14 protein-coding genes are annotated in these 16,595 nt (G+C 66.5%); 7 read left to right on the top strand and 7 right to left on the bottom strand.

All coding sequences use genetic code 11. From position 1 onward, the window contains the following. Positions 1 to 8: 8 nt before the first annotated feature. Positions 9 to 1,100 carry an OmpA family protein gene (locus AC5P8F_RS19345; protein WP_014646072.1) on the bottom strand — a complete coding sequence of 364 codons (1,092 nt, stop codon included), beginning with the start codon at positions 1,098 to 1,100 and terminating at the stop codon, positions 9 to 11. A 357-nt stretch (positions 1,101 to 1,457) separates the two neighbouring features. On the opposite strand from AC5P8F_RS19345, the gene AC5P8F_RS19340 reads away from it, so the two are divergent. The 5 genes from AC5P8F_RS19340 (at position 1,458) to AC5P8F_RS19320 (ending at position 7,060) form a co-directional block, all read left to right on the top strand. Beyond that, a complete protein-coding gene (locus AC5P8F_RS19340) occupies positions 1,458 to 2,477 on the top strand; it encodes a zinc-binding alcohol dehydrogenase family protein (protein ID WP_329768252.1) in 1,020 nt (339 codons plus the stop codon). Positions 2,478 to 2,672: 195 nt separating this feature from the next. After that, positions 2,673 to 3,302 (top strand): membrane protein YczE, encoded by a 630-nt coding sequence (yczE, locus tag AC5P8F_RS19335; protein ID WP_014646070.1) that lies wholly within the window; start codon positions 2,673 to 2,675, stop codon positions 3,300 to 3,302. A 275-nt stretch (positions 3,303 to 3,577) separates the two neighbouring features. Further along, entirely contained in the window at positions 3,578 to 5,608 is a 2,031-nt protein-coding gene (locus AC5P8F_RS19330; protein ID WP_495228814.1) for an FAD-dependent oxidoreductase, read from the top strand. Positions 5,609 to 5,905: 297 nt separating this feature from the next. Then, positions 5,906 to 6,364, top strand: coding sequence for a cell wall hydrolase (locus AC5P8F_RS19325; RefSeq protein WP_004154513.1), 459 nt, complete (start codon positions 5,906 to 5,908; stop codon positions 6,362 to 6,364). 84 nt (positions 6,365 to 6,448) lie between these two features. Then, positions 6,449 to 7,060, top strand: a complete 612-nt coding sequence (locus AC5P8F_RS19320; protein WP_014646068.1) for a glutathione S-transferase N-terminal domain-containing protein — start codon at positions 6,449 to 6,451, stop codon at positions 7,058 to 7,060. A gap of 119 nt (positions 7,061 to 7,179) precedes the next feature. Here AC5P8F_RS19320 and AC5P8F_RS19315 read toward each other — a convergent pair whose 3' ends face one another. From AC5P8F_RS19315 to AC5P8F_RS19290, 6 genes are all read right to left on the bottom strand, one after another. Then, positions 7,180 to 8,235, bottom strand: coding sequence for a suppressor of fused domain protein (locus AC5P8F_RS19315; RefSeq protein ID WP_049406569.1), 1,056 nt, complete (start codon positions 8,233 to 8,235; stop codon positions 7,180 to 7,182). A gap of 46 nt (positions 8,236 to 8,281) precedes the next feature. Continuing rightward, the gene (locus tag AC5P8F_RS19310) at positions 8,282 to 8,785 is read right to left on the bottom strand and encodes a hypothetical protein (protein WP_329768255.1); all 504 of its coding nucleotides are present in this window, start codon (positions 8,783 to 8,785) and stop codon (positions 8,282 to 8,284) included. Positions 8,786 to 9,002: 217 nt separating this feature from the next. Continuing rightward, complete coding sequence (gene prpE / locus AC5P8F_RS19305; RefSeq protein WP_241887132.1) at positions 9,003 to 10,883, bottom strand: propionate--CoA ligase; 1,881 nt, start codon at positions 10,881 to 10,883, stop codon at positions 9,003 to 9,005. Between the two features lie 710 nt (positions 10,884 to 11,593). Further along, on the bottom strand, positions 11,594 to 12,208 hold the full coding sequence (locus AC5P8F_RS19300; RefSeq protein ID WP_495228811.1) for an RluA family pseudouridine synthase: 615 nt from the start codon (positions 12,206 to 12,208) through the stop codon (positions 11,594 to 11,596). Positions 12,209 to 12,366: 158 nt separating this feature from the next. Then, positions 12,367 to 13,353: a malate dehydrogenase gene (locus AC5P8F_RS19295; RefSeq protein WP_004153634.1), complete on the bottom strand. Its 987-nt coding sequence runs from the start codon at positions 13,351 to 13,353 to the stop codon at positions 12,367 to 12,369. Between the two features lie 118 nt (positions 13,354 to 13,471). Then, positions 13,472 to 13,963 carry a peptidylprolyl isomerase gene (locus AC5P8F_RS19290; protein ID WP_005408225.1) on the bottom strand — a complete coding sequence of 164 codons (492 nt, stop codon included), beginning with the start codon at positions 13,961 to 13,963 and terminating at the stop codon, positions 13,472 to 13,474. Between the two features lie 273 nt (positions 13,964 to 14,236). Here AC5P8F_RS19290 and typA point away from each other — a divergent pair, with 273 nt between their 5' ends. Continuing rightward, on the top strand, positions 14,237 to 16,084 hold the full coding sequence (typA, locus tag AC5P8F_RS19285; protein WP_046429077.1) for a translational GTPase TypA: 1,848 nt from the start codon (positions 14,237 to 14,239) through the stop codon (positions 16,082 to 16,084). A 10-nt stretch (positions 16,085 to 16,094) separates the two neighbouring features. Beyond that, positions 16,095 to 16,562: a DUF2127 domain-containing protein gene (locus AC5P8F_RS19280; RefSeq protein WP_032955872.1), complete on the top strand. Its 468-nt coding sequence runs from the start codon at positions 16,095 to 16,097 to the stop codon at positions 16,560 to 16,562. The last annotated feature ends 33 nt before the right edge of the window (positions 16,563 to 16,595 follow it).

Genomic DNA, 16,595 nt, shown 5'->3' with positions numbered 1-16,595 from the left:
GTCAGAACTTAGTTCTGGACGTTCAGCTCGGTACGACGGTTCTTGGCGCGACCTTCCGGGTTGTCCGAACCATCCGGGTTGGTGTTCGGAGCAATCGGACGGCTCTCGCCGTAGCCGATCGGGCCGACCAGGCGACCGGCGTCGACGCCGTTCTTGGTCAGGTAGTTGTACACGGCGGTGGCGCGACGCTCCGACAGCTTCTGGTTGTAAGCGTCGGTACCCTTCGAGTCGGTGTGACCGGCAACTTCAACGCGCAGATCCGGGTAACGCTTCAGGATCTCGGTGGCTTCGCTCAGGATCGCCACGGCGTCCGGACGCAGGTTCGACTTGTCGAAGTCGAAGTTGACGCCCTTCAGGTCGATGGAGACCGGAACCGGGCAACCGTCCGGACCGATGGTCTGACCCGGCTGCGAGTTCGGGCACTTGTCGTCGCAGTTGTTGACGCCGTCACCGTCGTCATCCAGGTCGGCGCAGCTCGGGGCAACCGGAGCCGGAGCCGGAGCAGCCGCGACCGGAGCCGGGCCCAGCGGGATCACGACGCCGACCGAAGCCAGCACGTCGCCGAACCAGCTCTCGTCCTTGGCGGCGATGCTCTGGTCGTCGAAGTCAGCGCGGTAGGCCACTTCGGCGCGGACAGCAACACGCTTCTCGAAGGTGGTCTGCAGGCCGACGCCCAGCTTGGCGGCAACGTTGCCGTCCTTACGCTGGCGCGGACCGTTGTTGTCGATTGCAGCGTACTCTTCTTCCGACTTCTGGTAGCCCAGGCCACCGACGATGTACGGGTTCCAGCCGCGGCCTTCCTTGATGAAGTGGCGACGCAGGTCCAGCGAGACGCCGTACTGCGACCAGTTCAGGTCTTGGTTGCTGTCGAAGTTCGGGTTCTGGTAGTTCAGTTCACCGTCCAGCGACCAGTTCGGGCTGATGAACTTACCCAGGCCCAGGGTCACGAACGGAGCGTCATTGGTCAGACGGTCGCTGTCCTGGAAGTTGAAGCCGGCCGAACCGGTCAGGTACCAGCGGTCATCGAACTCCTGCGCCGAAGCTGCCTGGGCGAAAGCCAGGCCGCCCAGCAGCGCGGCAGTAAGGATCTTCTTGTTCATTGAGTACAGCTCCTATTTCGGGGGTATGAAACCGGTAGAGGCATGGGCCAGCACTAGTGCGTCGATGTACGACAGCCGATTCAGCACGCCACCGCCGCGAACATTATGCTCAGGCGGGTGAAGGCCATGTTAACAGTCCCGTAACATGTGAAGTGTTGCGCCCGACCGTCGACCGGTCCGACGTTGAAACCCTATACAGGATGATGAAAATCCGCAAGACCCACACGCTGCAAGGGTTTGACGGGGTTTAAGCGCGAAAACCGACATACTGCGCAGCACATTGCATCGCACGGTTCAGCAGGTTTGCGGAAACGTGAGGAACCTTATGATGGGATCACGAACCCAGCCGGAGCCGTGATGAAAGCCGTCGCCCTGAGTCGTGAATACGCACCTGCCCTGCGTGATGTCCTGCTGCCGCCGCCGCTGCCTCCTCGCGGCCGCGATCTGCTGGTGCGGATCGAAGCGGTATCGGTCAACCCCGTCGATGGCAAGCAGCGGGCCGCTACCGATCCGGCCACCCTTGAGGTTCCCCGGGTGCTCGGCTGGGACGCCGCCGGTGTGGTCGAAGCCATCGGTGACGAGGCCAGCCTGTTCGCCTCCGGTGACGAGGTCTACTTCGCCGGTGACGTTACCCGGCCGGGCTGCAACGCCCAGTACCAGTGGGTGGACGAGCGCCTGGTCGCCCGCAAGCCGAGCACGCTCGATTTCGCCGAAGCCGCCGCACTACCCCTGACCACGCTGACCGCCTGGGAGCTGTTGTTCCAGCGCATGCCGCTGCACCTGGATGATCGCCGCCATGGCGGCCAGCACCTGCTGGTGATCGGCGGTGCGGGAGGCGTGGGCTCGATGGCGATCCAGCTGGCCCGCCATGCCGGCTTCGAGGTGATCGCCACCGCCTCGCGCGAGGCCTCGATCGACTGGTGCCGGCAGATGGGGGCCACGCATGTGATCGACCATCGGCAGCCGCTGCAGCCCCAGCTGCAGGCACTGGGCATCGACGCAGTGCAGGTGGCGCTCAACCTGGCCGACACCGATCACTACTGGGACGAACTGGGCCAGCTGCTGGCACCACAGGGCCATGTCGGCCTGATCGTGGAGCCGCGTGGCGCACTGCGCATCGGCGATCCGTACAAGGCCAAATGCATCGGCATCCATTGGGAGTTCATGTTCGCGCGCTCGCGCTTCGCCAGCGCCGACTGCATCGAACAGCATCGCATCCTCAGCCGCGCCGCCAGCATGATCGATGCCGGCCAGCTGCGTGGCACGCTCAGTGAAACGCTGGGCACGATCAATGCGGCCAACCTGGACATCGCGCATCAGCGCCTGGCCAGCGGGCACACGGTGGGCAAGCTGGCGCTGGTGGGCTGGGACAACTGACGCCGTGATGTAGGCCGAGCCCACGCCAGGCTGCTACGCCTGCCGCCACCAGCAGAGCACGGGCGCGGCCCTGCTCAACCGCCCGCCTGCAGGATCGGCGCTGCCTGTACCAGCGGATTGGCTGGGATCTGTATCTATGGGCTCAAGGAAATCAGGGATACGGTGGAAACAGATCTCCCCTCCCCCGAGCCCACCATGCCTACCGCCCTGCCCCTGCGCCTGCTGCAACTGATCACCGGCCTGTTCCTGTATGGCTTCGGTGCCTCGCTGATGATCCGTGCCGCCATCGGCGTGGCGCCCTGGGACGTGCTGTCGCAGGGCATCGCCGCACAGACGCCGCTGTCCTTCGGGCTGGCGACCAATGTCATCGGCGCACTGGTGCTGTTGCTGTGGTGGCCACTGCGCCAGAAGCCGGGCGTCGGCACGGTGCTCAACGTGATGCTGATCGGTCCCTCCGCACAGTTCGGGTTGTGGCTGCTGCCACCGGCCATCGGCGTGGGCTGGCAGCTGGCGATGTTCTGTGCAGGCATGCTGCTGGTCGCGCTGGCCACCGGCCTGTACATCGGCGCCCGCCTCGGCCCGGGACCGCGCGATGGCTTGATGACTGGCCTGCATGCCCGCACCGGTTGGCCGATCTGGAAGGTGCGCAGCCTGATCGAAGGCAGCGTATTGCTGCTGGGCTGGTGGCTGGGCGGCAATGTCGGCCTCGGCACCCTTGCCTTCGCCCTGCTGATCGGCCCGCTGTGCGGCGTCACGCTGGGCTGGTTCGGGATCGGCCGCCCCCCGGTCGTACCCGCCGCTGCCCGGCAGCCGCAATCGCCCTGAGCTTCCCCGTATGCCGGCCAGCGGCCGGCACTACCGCCCCCGGAGTTCGGGGGCAGCGCCGCAGGCGCGGGGGGGGGGGGGAGGCCGGCAAGTGGGGCCCGCGATTCGCGCAGCGAAACGCGGGAGCGACAGCACGCATGTGCCGAGCGTACCCGGCCAGCGGCCGGCACTACCGCCCCCGGAGTTCGGGGGCAGCGCCGGCGCCATCCAGCGGCCCTTGCCCCGGCCGCCGTTTCGCGGCACGCTTCGCGCTTCCGTACGCAAGCGTATCGACCATGTCGCCAGCCAACGAAAGCGCCTATCCCCATCTGTTCGCCCCGCTGGACCTGGGCTTCACCCAACTGCGCAACCGCGTATTGATGGGCTCGATGCACACCGGCCTGGAGGATCGCGCCCGCGACTTCCCGCGGCTGGCGGCGTACTTCGCCGAGCGCGCCGAGGGCGGCGTCGGCCTGATCGTCACCGGCGGCTTCGCACCGAATGTGGTCGGCTGGCTGAAGCCGTTCGGCGGCAAGCTGTCCTGGCCCTGGGAAGTGCGGCCGCACCGCCAGCTCACCGCCGCCGCGCACCAGCACGGCGCGAAGATCTGCCTGCAGCTGCTGCATGCAGGCCGTTACGCCTATCACCCGTTGTCGGTGGCACCGTCGAAGCTGAAGGCACCGATCAACCCGTTCACCCCGCGCGCGTTGTCGGCCAGCGGCGTCGACCGGCATATCGCCGATTACGCACGCAGCGCCAAGCTGGCCCGCGAGGCCGGCTACGACGGCGTGGAAGTGATGGGTTCGGAGGGCTACCTCATCCACGAATTCATCGCCCCGCGCACCAACAAGCGCACCGATGCCTGGGGCGGCGACGCGCGCCAACGCATGCGCTTCGCGGTCGAGATCGTACGCCGCATCCGCGAGGCCTGCGGCCCGGACTTCATCATCATCTATCGCCTGTCGCTGGTGGATCTGGTCGACGACGGCAGCAGCTGGGAAGAAATCGTGCAGCAGGCGCAGGCCATCGAGGCGGCCGGCGCAACGATCATCAATTCCGGCATCGGCTGGCACGAAGCGCGCATTCCGACCATCGCCACCTCGGTGCCGCGTGCTGCCTTCGCCGGGGTCACCGCCAAGCTCAAGCCGCATGTGAAGGTGCCGCTGGTGGCGACCAACCGCATCAACATGCCCGACGTCGCCGAGCGCATCCTCGCCGCTGGCGGCGCCGACATGGTGTCGCTGGCACGCCCGCTGCTGGCCGACCCGCAGTGGCCGAACAAGGCCCGTGCCGGCCGCGCCGAGGCGATCAACACCTGCATCGCCTGCAACCAGGCCTGCCTGGACCACGTGTTCGAGAACAAGCTGGCCAGCTGCCTGGTCAATCCGCGCGCCGCGCACGAGACCGAGCTGGTCTATCACCCCACCGCCACGCCGAAGAAGGTAGCCGTGGTCGGTGCCGGCCCCGCCGGCCTGGCCTGTGCCACCGTCGCTGCCCAGCGTGGCCACCAGGTCACCCTGTTCGACGCCAATGATGAGATCGGCGGCCAGTTCAACGTGGCCAAGCGCATCCCCGGCAAGGAAGAGTTCCACGAGACCCTGCGCTACTTCCGCCACAAACTGGCCGAAACCGGTGTGCAGCTGCGCCTCGGCACTCGCGCCGATGCCGCCCAGCTGACCGGCTTCGACGAGGTGGTGCTGGCCACCGGCATCACCCCGCGCAAGGTCGATTTCCCCGGTGCCGACCACGCCAGGGTGGTCAGCTACCTGGACGTGCTGCTGGGCCGGGTCGAAGTCGGCACCAGTGCGGCGATCATCGGCGCCGGCGGCATCGGCTTCGATGTCGGCGAATTCCTCAGCCACGCCGGCGAGTCCCCCTCCCTCGACCCGCAGCGCTGGATGGCCGAATGGGGCGTGGACAGCACCTTCGAGGCCCGCGGCTCACTGGCCAGGCCGGAGATTGAAACCTCGCCGCGCCGGCTGTGGCTGCTGCAGCGCAGCCCGGGCAAGCCCGGCGCGCGCCTGGGCAAGACCACCGGCTGGATCCATCGCGCCACGCTGAAGGCCAAGGGCGTGCGCATGCTCGGTGGCGTCGAGTACCTCGGCGTGGACGACGCGGGCCTGCGCATCCGCGTGGACGGCAGCGAACAGCTGCTGCCGGTCGACCATGTGGTGATCTGCGCCGGGCAGGAACCCAACCGCGCGCTGCAGGCCGAACTGCAGGCGGCCGGCATCAACGCGCAGCTGATCGGCGGTGCCGACGTGGCCGCAGAACTCGACGCCAAGCGCGCCATCGACCAGGGCAGCCGGGTTGCCGCCGGGCTCTGATGAGCGCCTGAATGGGGGGCGGAATGTGATTTCCGTCACCCTCATTGAACCTGAATGTCAAGCCGAGCGGTTCACGATGCGTTCGGCTACGCCCCCCTACCTTGCGCCATCTTTCCGCTCACCAGCCAGTTTCCGGTGAGCCGGCGCAGCCCCACGATCGGTACTGGTCGTTTCTTTTGGGGCTGCCCAACGGGGCGGCCCCGATGGCCGCCTCCCCATGACGCCAAGTCGTACCCCGCCTCCTGTCGCCCTGCGGCCGGAACCGGAGGGTGCGGCCCATACGGAGCAAGGAGTTATATGAAACTGGCCTGGATTCTCTGGCTGTCGCAGTTGTTGCCGCAGCCGGCCGCTGATTCACTGTGTTTGAGCACCACCGTTTACCTGGAAGCCCGCGACCAGACCCTGCGCGGCCAGCAGGCCGTCGCCGAGGTCGCACTGCGCCGTCTCGACAGTGGCCTGTGGGGCGACTCGATGTGCCAGGTGGTCACCGCGCGCAAGCAGTTCGCACCGACCATCGTCTCCCCCGGCACCCAGTTGGGCAACGACGCGGCCTGGAGCGAGGCAATGAACGTGGCCTTCGACGCCGAGCGCAACTGGGCGCTGCCGGCCGGCGAGCGCCGCGAGATCGTGCCCGGTGCCAGCCACTTCGCCGCGCTGTCCATCGCCAGCCCGAACTGGCGCAATGCCTACCAGGTGGCCACCATCGGCGATCACACCTTCTATAAGGTGCAGAACCTCAAGCCGCGGCAGTCGTAACGATCCGTGCCGGCGGCAGCGTTGCCGCCTGCCGGCAGGCTCTGGGATAGTGGGCGTTTCCCGCCCGCATCACCTGGAGTTCCCATGAAGCTGTACAGCAAGCCCGGTGCCTGTTCCACCGCCGACCACATCGCCCTGCAGTGGACCGGCCAGCCGTTCGAGGTTGAACTGCTGAACAAGGACACCCTGAAGGGTCCGGAATTCCTCAAGATCAATCCGGCCGGTGCGGTGCCCGCGCTGGTCGACGGCGACTTCGTGCTGCTGCAGAACGCCGCGATCATGGGCTATATCGCCGACAGCTTCCCGCAGGCCGGCCTCGGCGGTGACGGCAGCCCGCGCCAGCGCGCCGAAGCCACCCGCTGGCTGGCGTTCGTCAATTCCGACGTGCACCCGGCCTTCTCGCCGCTGTTCGCGCCGGGCAAGTTCATTGCCGACGAAGGCCAGTACGACGCGATCCGCGCCGCCGCGCACAAGCGCCTGCGTGGCCTGTTCGAGACCGCCGACAGGCAGCTGGCCGACAAGCCCTGGCTGGCCGGCTTCCGCAGCTTCGCCGACCCGTACTTCTACATCACCCTGCGCTGGGCCGCCGGCACCAAGGTCGACCTGTCGGGCCTGGACAATCTGGCCGCCTACAAGGCACGCATGGATGCCGATGCCGGCGTGCAGGCCGCGCTGAAGGCCGAAGGCCTGGCCTGACCTTGGTCAGGGGTCAGAGCCGTTCGCGTGGCGGACGGATCTGACCCCACCGGCCACCAGACGGGGTCGGATCCGCCTGCGCAGCAGGCGGCTCCGACCCCTCGATATCATTCGCGCGATCAGCCGATCTGGCGGATCACTTCCCCCTTGGCATCGCGCAGGTAGGTCGGCACCACTTCGATGCGCAGCGCCCCCGCCACCGGGTAAACCCCGCGCTCGGCGCGCACCCCTGCCAGGGCCTGCAGGCCCGCCTCGTCCAGTGACCAGCGCGCGCTGTCGGCGGATACGTCCGCCGCTTCACCGCCCCCGTGCGCGATGAACTCCCACTGCCGCTCGCGGCTGGCCAGTTCCAGCGATTTGCCGTGGCGCAGGCGCAGCGGCAACAGTTCGCACACGCTGGCGACCTGACCGGCGCCGAGCACCAGCGTGGTGACGCCCGCCTCCTGCCGCCAGTCCAGGGTCTCGATGAACAGCATGCCGGTGCTGGAACCCTCGCGTTCGCTGCCGGCCTGCACCCGCTGTGCCAGCGCAGGGTCCTCCAGCAGGTTGTCGCGATGCAGATCGCTGATCCACAGCGGCATCGCCGGCAGCAGCGCCTGCAGCACGCCACGCGTCGACCAGCGCTTGACCGCCTCCATCTCCTCATCGGTCAATCCGACCAACTGCAGGAACTGCAGATGGCCGTTGGCCGTGTCCCGCGCCGGCAACTGCGGGTCCGCAATGAAGGCCAGATGGCACAGCCGCGTGCCGGTCTCCAGCGCGATCGGACCGTTGGCGTTGAGGTGATGGCCATCCTCGAACACGTTCCCACTGCCGAACACGTAACGCGCCAGGTTCTGCAGCAGGTTCATCGGCCACACCGGCGGGGTGCTGCCGGCGTTCTCACCGGCCTCGGCAGCCAGACGGAAGGTCAGCTCGAAGCCATAACCGCTGGCATCTGCATCACTGCTCTCCTTGGCGTACAGCTCGGAGAAGCCGTAGGTGATGTAATGCCAGTGCGGTACCGGCGCATCCGCCCAGTACACGCTGATGCCATCCAGTGGATCCTGGCCACCGAGCGTGTACGGAAGCGCGGTGCCGAAGTGGCGCGGCTCCTGGCCGGCATACAGCGGCGCCAGCGCCGCATTGATCGCGTCCCAGCCTGGGGTGTCGGTGTCGTCGTGGTCGTCCTGCACGCGGGACTCCTTGTAGGGAAGTGAACCGATCACTTTACGCGGTGGCTCAGGCCTGCACGACCTCACTGCCAGCGTTCAGCACCGCCGACTGGGTTTCCTGCCACCAGCGCTGCGCCAATGCCGGGCTGCGTGCCTTGCCCACCGCCGCCAGCAACTCCGGGCACAAGCGCTCCAGCGCCAGCGCATCGGTGCAGCGTTCGATCTTCAACTGCATGAAGTAGCCCTTCAGGCCCAGGTGGCGGCGCACCGCCTCGCTCATCGCGTCGTACAACTGCTGGTACAGCACCGGGTCGTGTTCGCGCCCGGTGCTGATGCCGCGCGCCGGCGCCACCTCTGCGCTTCCGCCGATCACTTCGATCAGGCCCTGTGCTGACAATTGCTCCAGTGCGTCCGGTGGTGCCCGCAGGCCTTCGAACAGGCCACGCAGTTCGGTGTCGTTGCGATGGCCATCGACCATCAGCAGGATCGAACGCAGTGCCGCCGGCAGGCGCCGGCTACGGTCTTCGATTTCCTGACGGCCAGCAGCCGTCTTGGCGTGCAGCAATGCCATTGCCTCCCCCTCGCTCGATGCGCAATGCCAGCGCGCCCTCGCGGGCACGCTCCCCTGTGTTGCCATCTCCGGACGGCACGCGCGTTCCCCGGCGCGAGCCGCGTATTGCAGGTCGATGACAGGCCGAGCTTAGCGCAAGTACTGCGGGTAGTGCCGGCCGCTGGCCGGCAACCTCGGGGTGGATGGGGGGGGCCGGCCAGTAGCCGGCACGACCGGATCAACGGCCCAGCGCCCGGCGGATCTCCTCCAGCGCGCCGGGATCGTCCAGCGTCGACAGGTCACCCGGGTCGCGCTGCTCGGCCAGCGCCTGCAACGAGCGCCGCAGCAGCTTGCCCGAACGGGTCTTGGGCAGCGCGTTGACCACGTGCACGTGCGCCGGGCGGGCCACTGCGCCGAGCGAGGTGGTCACCGTGGCCATCATCTCGGCCACCACTTGCGCCGGATCCTCGCCATCCAGGCCCTGCTTGAGGGTGACGAACACCAGCGGCACCTGCCCCTTCAATTCGTCCTTGACCCCGATCACGGCAGCCTCGGCCACGCGCGGGTGGCTCGAAATGGCCTCTTCGATCTCGCGCGTGCCCAGCCGGTGCCCGGCCACGTTGATCACATCATCGGTACGGCCGAGGATGAAGGTGTAGCCATCGTCGTCGCGGATTGCCCAGTCCAGCGAGCTGTACAGCAGTTCCTTGAAGTGGCTGAAGTAGCTCTGCAGGAAACGGTTGTCGTCGTTCCACACCGTGCTCATGCAGCCCGGCGGCAACGGTGGCGACACCACCAGCACCCCCTTCTGCCCCGGTGCGACTTCCTCGCCGGTGTTCTCGTCGATCACCTTCATCCGGTAGCCGAGGTTGGGGAAGCCCGGCGAACCGAAGCGCACCGGCTTCATCTCCAGGCCCGGCAGCAGGGTCAGCGCCGGCCAGCCGGTCTCGGTCTGCCAGTAGTTGTCGATGATCGGCTTGCCGAGCGCTTCGCTGATCCAGTGCGCGGTCGGTTCGTCCAGCGGCTCGCCGGCCAGGAACAGGTATTTCAGCGCGCGCAGGTCGTGGCGATGGATGAAGTCCGCATCGTGCTTCTTCAGCACGCGGATGGCAGTGGGCGACGAGAACATCGTGCGCACGTTGTACTGCTCGCACAGCGCCCACCAGATGCCCGGGTCCGGGTTGGTCGGCAGCCCTTCGTACAGCAGCGAGGTGCAGCCGCCGATCAGCGGGCCGTACACATTGTAGGAATGGCCTACCGCCCAGCCGACATCGGAAGTGGAGAACATCACCTGCCCCGGCCTGCAGTCGAACACGGTTTCCATCGACTGTGCCATCGCCACCGCGTAGCCGCCGACATCGCGCTGCACGCCCTTCGGCTTGCCGGTGGTGCCCGAGGTATACAACAGGTAGCTCGGCTCGCTCGATTCCAGCCACTGCACCGGCACGTCGACCTCACCGATCTGCGCACGCAGCGCGGCGTACTCCACATCGCGGCCCGGCACGCGTGGTTCGGCGGCATCCAGTCCGCGCGACACGATCAGCACGTGCGGCGGTGGCGACGTGGCTTCGGCGCAGGCTGCATCGACCATCGGCTTGTACGGAATCAGCTTGCCACCGCGCATGCCGGCATCGGCGGCGATCAGCAGCTTCGGCTTGGCATCGTCGATGCGCAGCGCCAGGTTGTGCGCGGCGAAGCCACCGAACACCACCGAATGCACCGCACCGATGCGCGCGCAGGCGAGCATGGCGAATACCGCCTCGGCCATGTTCGGCATGTAGATCACCACACGGTCACCGTGACCGACGCCGAGGTGCTTGAGCACGGCAGCGAAGTCGTTCACTTCCCGATACAGCTGGCGATAGGTGATCTCGCGGGTGCTGCTGGTCTCGGTGGAAATGGCAACCAGCGCGAGCTGGTCGGCGCGCTCGGCCAGATGGCGGTCGACGGCGTTGTAGCAGAGATTGGTTTCACCGCCGACAAACCAGCGCCGGAACGGCGGGTTGCTGTAGTCGAGTACCTGCTGCGGCGGTTTGTGCCAATGGATGCGCTTGGCTTCCTCGCCCCAGAAGGCCTCCGGCGCGTCGATCGAGCGACGGTAGGTTTCCTCGTAGTTCATGACGCAGCCCTCCCAGACAAAGTCATGGGTTCGAGGATAGTCCGGCGCTGCCGCGCGGGCCGCCCTACCTTGGTAGGGGGTGGGGTTTTCATGCAGGGCTGCGCCCTGCACCCGCGGTAGTGCCGGCCGCTGGCCGGCAACCTCAGAAGCAACAGCCGAAGCAACAGCGGGTTTCCCGTGGGATGGCGAGGTGGGTCCGGTTGCGGGGGACACCGTGAATCCGTCCATGGAGGCTCGGTCGCCGCATCCATGCGGCTCACGCCCCCGCAACCGGACCCACCCCGCCTTCGACAGACTTCCGCGATCTGTCGGAGCACGGGGTCGGATCCCCAGATTCAATATTCAATTCGATATCTGACAGAAAAATCGTGTCGACCAAGGTCGACACCTACCAACACCAACAGCGACAGCCGTTACCAACCGCCGCAGCAATCTGTCGGGGGTGGGGCGGTGTGGGTTGGCAGGACCGTTGGCGCCATGGATGGCGCCATCGAGTCCCCTTGGGTGAGGGCGCTTTGCTTGCGAAGCACTGCTTTGCAAGCGCCCGAACGCACAGCCGCCAGCGGCTGGGCCGGCCCCCGGAGGGGGGTTTACGGCGTGTCCTGCCAACCCACACCGCCCCGCCCAGCAAGCAGAAGACCAGAGCCGCCTTGGCCTTTGACGTTGCTCCGGTTCGTAGCAGGTGCAGGGCTGCAAGCCCTGCCGAACCCCTAGAACGGAGTGGCGGACTCGAACGCGAGCGCCTCGCCCGTCACCGGGTGGGTGAACCGCAGGCTGCGCGCATGCAGATGCACGCGCTGCGCAGGCGCGGCGTCATACAGCACATCGCCAACGATGGGATGGCCGAGACTGGCCATGTGCAGGCGCAGTTGATGGCTGCGGCCAGTAACCGGCTCCAGCGCCACGCGCGTGCGCTGCGCTTCGGCATCACGCGCCATTACGCGCCAGCGCGTCAGCGCCGGCTTGCCGCGTTCGTGATCGATCATCTGCTTCGGCCGGTTTGACCAGTCCACGATCAGTGGCAGGTCCACATCGCCGGCATCGCCTTCAAGCAGCCCCTCCACGATCGCTTCATAACGCTTGCCGACCTGGCGCTGCTCGAACTGCATCGACAACGCCACCTGCATGTCCTTGCCGCGCGCATGCAGCAGCAGGCCGGAGGTCACCTGGTCCAGGCGGTGCACGGTCAACGCATCCGGGTACAGCGCCTGCAGGCGCGCGACCACGCAATCCTGGTTCTCGGCGCCGCGGCCGGGCACGGACAGCAGGCCGGCCGGCTTCTCGGCCACCAGCAGCGCGTCGTCGATGTAATGCAGGTGGATCATGCGGCTCCGTATCCGTCCAAACAGAAACGGGGAAGCCGAAGCTTCCCCGTTCTGCGTACCGACCAACGGTCGGTACCTACCTCGATGGGAATGTACCGACCAGCGGTCGACACCTACCTTGATGAAAGAGGTACCGCCTCGAGCCGGTACCGCCTGCATCAGCCCAGCAGGTGGGCAACGCCGGCGCGCTCTTCTTCCAGCTCGGCCAGGGTCTTGTCGATGTACTTCTGGCTGAAGTCGTCGATCGGCAGATCCTTCACCAGGGTGTACTTGCCGTTCTCGGTGGTCACTGCGAAGCCGAAGATCACGCCTTCCGGAATGCCGTAGGAACCGTCGGACGGCACGCCCATGGTGACCCACTTGCCGTTGCTGCCCAGCACCCAGTCACGAACGTGGTCGATGGCAGCGTTGGCGGCCGAAGCGGCCGAAGACGAGCCACGGGCTTCGATGATCGCCGCGCCGCGCTTGCCCACGGTCGGGATGAAGGTGTTGGCGTTCCATTCCTGGTCGTTGATCGCATCGGCGATCGACGCGCCATCGGCGGTGGCGAAACGGTAGTCCGGGTACATGGTCGGGCTGTGGTTGCCCCACACGACCAGCTTCTCCATGCCACCGACCGGCTTGCCGAGCTTGGTCGACAGCTGGCTCAGCGCGCGGTTGTGGTCCAGGCGCAGCATGGCGGTGAAGTTTTCCGGCTTCAGGTCCGGGGCCGACTTCATGGCGATGTAGGCATTGGTGTTGGCCGGGTTGCCGACCACCAGCACCTTCACGTCACGGCTGGCGACCTTGTTCAGCGCCGCGCCCTGGGCGGTGAAGATCTTGGCGTTTTCCAGCAGCAGGTCCTTGCGCTCCATGCCCGGGCCACGCGGACGTGCGCCAACCAGCAGGGCGATGTCGGCGTCCTTGAACGCGACTTCGGCATCATCGGTGCCGACCATGCCGGCCAGCAGCGGGAAGGCGCAGTCTTCCAGCTCCATCATCACGCCCTTCAGGGCGGCCTGGGCCTTGTCGACCGGCAGTTCCAGCAGCTGCAGGATGACCGGCTGGTCCTTGCCCAGCATTTCGCCGGAGGCGATGCGGAACAGCAGGGCATAACCGATCTGGCCGGCGGCGCCGGTCACGGCAACACGAACGGGTGCTTTCATGGGGGTTTCCTCTTGCTTGCAAGCGTTTGATGGGACGCCGCGGGCAGAGCCACGCAGGCCTGGCGGGCGGCGGGGAACAGGGAAACGGCCACCCGTGGGTGGCCGTTTCGAAGGGGGATCAGGCGGCGAGGTGCTTGTTCCACTCCGCGACGCGGTCGGCCTGGGCGGCCAGCACGGCGTCGACGTCGCCTTCCAGGGTAATCGAATGGATCACGTCGCCCTGCTTGACCGAATCGACGATCGCCTGGCCTTCCAGGACCTTGCCGAAGACGGTGTGGCGGCCGTCCAGCCAATCGGTCTTGATGTGGGTGATGAAGAACTGGCTGCCGTTGGTGTTCGGGCCGGCGTTGGCCATCGACAGCGAGCCGACCTCGTGCTTCACGCCATTCTTCTCGTCTTCGAACTTGTAGCCCGGGCCGCCGGTGCCACGACCCTGCGGGCAGCCGCCCTGGATCATGAAGTCGGCGATAACGCGGTGGAAGATCAGGCCGTCATAGAAGCCGTGCTTGACCAGGTTCACGAAGTTGGCCACGGTCAGCGGTGCCTTGTCGGCGAACAGCTCGACCTTGATCGGGCCCTGGGTGGTGTCGAAAGTGGCGATGAGGGACATGAAGATCCTTGATGCAAAGGGGAATGCGTCTAGCCACCTAGTTTACACCCGCCTCGTGTCGGCGGCGGCTTCGACCATTGGTGAAGCGCCCCGCTTCAGCCCCCGGACGGGGAGCCGCGCAGCCGGGTCCTGGCGGCCCCGGCCGGGGCGGCGGATGCCCAGCTGAATGGGCCCCGTGACAGGCGTGAAATCCACCTTTTCGCGAATCGTCAAGTTCGACGTATAATGTTGGACTTCTTTTTCCAAATCCGGCGCCGACTGGCCCCCTTTCGTATGTCCATCGAAAATCTTCGCAACATCGCCATCGTCGCCCACGTCGACCATGGCAAGACCACCCTGGTCGACCAGCTGCTGAAGCAGTCCGGCACCCTGTCCGAGCGTACCGTCCTCGCCGAGCGCGTGATGGACAGCAACGACCAGGAAAAGGAACGCGGCATCACCATCCTGGCCAAGAACACCGCCATCACCTGGGAAGACAAGAAGACCGGCATCAAGAACCGGATCAACATCGTCGACACCCCCGGCCACGCCGACTTCGGTGGTGAGGTCGAGCGCGTGCTGTCGATGGTCGACACCGTGCTGATCCTGGTCGATGCGATGGACGGCCCGATGCCGCAGACCCGCTTCGTCACCCAGAAGGCCTTCGCGATGGGCTTCAAGCCGATCGTCGTGGTCAACAAGATCGACCGTCCGGGCGCGCGTCCGGAATGGGTGATCGACCAGGTCTTCGACCTGTTCGACAAGCTCGGCGCCACCAATGAGCAGCTGGACTTCCCGATCGTCTACGCCTCGGCCCTGAACGGCTACGCCGGCCTGGAAGACACCGTGCGCGACGGCGACATGACCCCGCTGTACGAAGCGATCATGCAGCACGCCCCGCGTCCGGAAGTGGACCCGGAAGGCCCGTTCCAGATGCGCATCAGCCAGCTGGACTACAACAACTTCGTGGGCGTGATCGGCATCGGCCGCATCCAGCGCGGCACCCTGAAGAAGAACATGCAGGTCGCCGTCATCGACCGTGAAGGCAAGAAGCGCAACGGCAAGGTCGCCCAGGTGCTGGGCTTCCTGGGCCTGGAGCGCATCGAGCAGGAGACGGCCGAGGCCGGTGACATCGTGGCCATCTCCGGCATTCCGGAGCTGACCATCTCCGACACCCTGTGCCACCCGGATACCCCCGAAGCCCTGCCGGCGCTGACCGTCGACGAGCCGACCATCTCGATGACCTTCCAGGTCAACAACTCGCCGTTCGCCGGCAACAAGGACCTGTCCGGTGGCAAGTTCCTGACCAGCCGCCAGATCAAGGACCGCCTGGACCGCGAGCAGGTCCACAACGTGGCACTGAAGGTCGAACAGCTGGAAGACGCCGACAAGTTCCTGGTCTCCGGCCGCGGCGAACTGCACCTGTCGGTGCTGATCGAGAACATGCGCCGTGAAGGCTACGAGCTGGCGGTGTCGCGCCCGGAAGTGATCATCAAGGAAATCGACGGCCAGATGATGGAGCCGATCGAGCAGCTGGTGGTGGACATCGAAGAAATCCACCAGGGCGGCGTGATGGAAAAGCTGGGTACCCGCAAGGGCCAGCTGAAGAACATGGAACCGGACGGCAAGGGCCGTGTGCGCCTGGAATACCAGATCCCGGCCCGTGGCCTGATCGGTTTCCAGAACGAGTTCAAGACCCTGACCCAGGGTTCGGGCCTGCTGTTCCACGTGTTCGACCATTACGGTCCGAAGGAACAGGGCGCGATCGCCAAGCGCATCAACGGCGTGATGATCGCCAATGCGCCGGGCGTCACTCCCGCCTACTCGCTGGGTCCGCTGCAGGAGCGCGGCAAGCTCTTCGCTGCCGAAGGCGACAACGTGTATGAAGGCCAGCTGGTCGGCATCCACTCCAAGGACAACGATCTGACCGTCAACGCGATCAAGACCAAGCCGCTGACCAACATGCGCGCTTCGGGCAAGGACGACGCGATCCAGCTGACCCCGGCGATCAAGTACTCGCTGGAACAGGCCCTGGACTTCATCGAAGACGACGAGCTGGTCGAGATCACCCCCAAGGAGATCCGTCTGCGCAAGAAGTTCCTGACCGAAAGCGACCGCAAGAAGGCTTCGCGCGGCGGCTGAGCCAGCACCCGTGGACCAGAGCGGCTACAACCCGGATCCGCACCGGCATCCGGGCCTCCACGTCATCGCCCTGCTCGAAGCGAGCAAGGCGATGTTGGCGCTGTTGGCCGCCACCGGGCTGGAAGTGCTCGGACCGCAGCCGCTGCGGCACGGCATCATGGTCCTGATCCGGCGTTTCAGCCTGGATCCGGACCATGGCACCCTGCCCTCGCTGCTGCACATGATCAGCCCCGACGCGGTCCACCTGGCCGCGGCGGGGATGATCGGCTACGGCCTGCTGCACCTGGTCGAAGCCTGGGGCCTGTGGCGGGCCAAGGCCTGGGCCTCCTGGCTGGGCTGCCTGACCGCCTCCCTGTACCTGCCTTTCGACATCTTCGCGATCATCCGCCATCCCGGCTGGCCATCGTGGACGATCCTGGCGATCAACCTGATCGTGGTCTACGTCCTCGCCCGCGACCTGCGCAAGCGCCACCGCTGAGCACCGGCTACACTGGGGATTGGAGCCGACCAA

Source organism: Stenotrophomonas sp. YJH_SMC_69, assembly GCF_059370495.1.
This window is presented reverse-complemented; position numbering and strand designations above follow the sequence as displayed.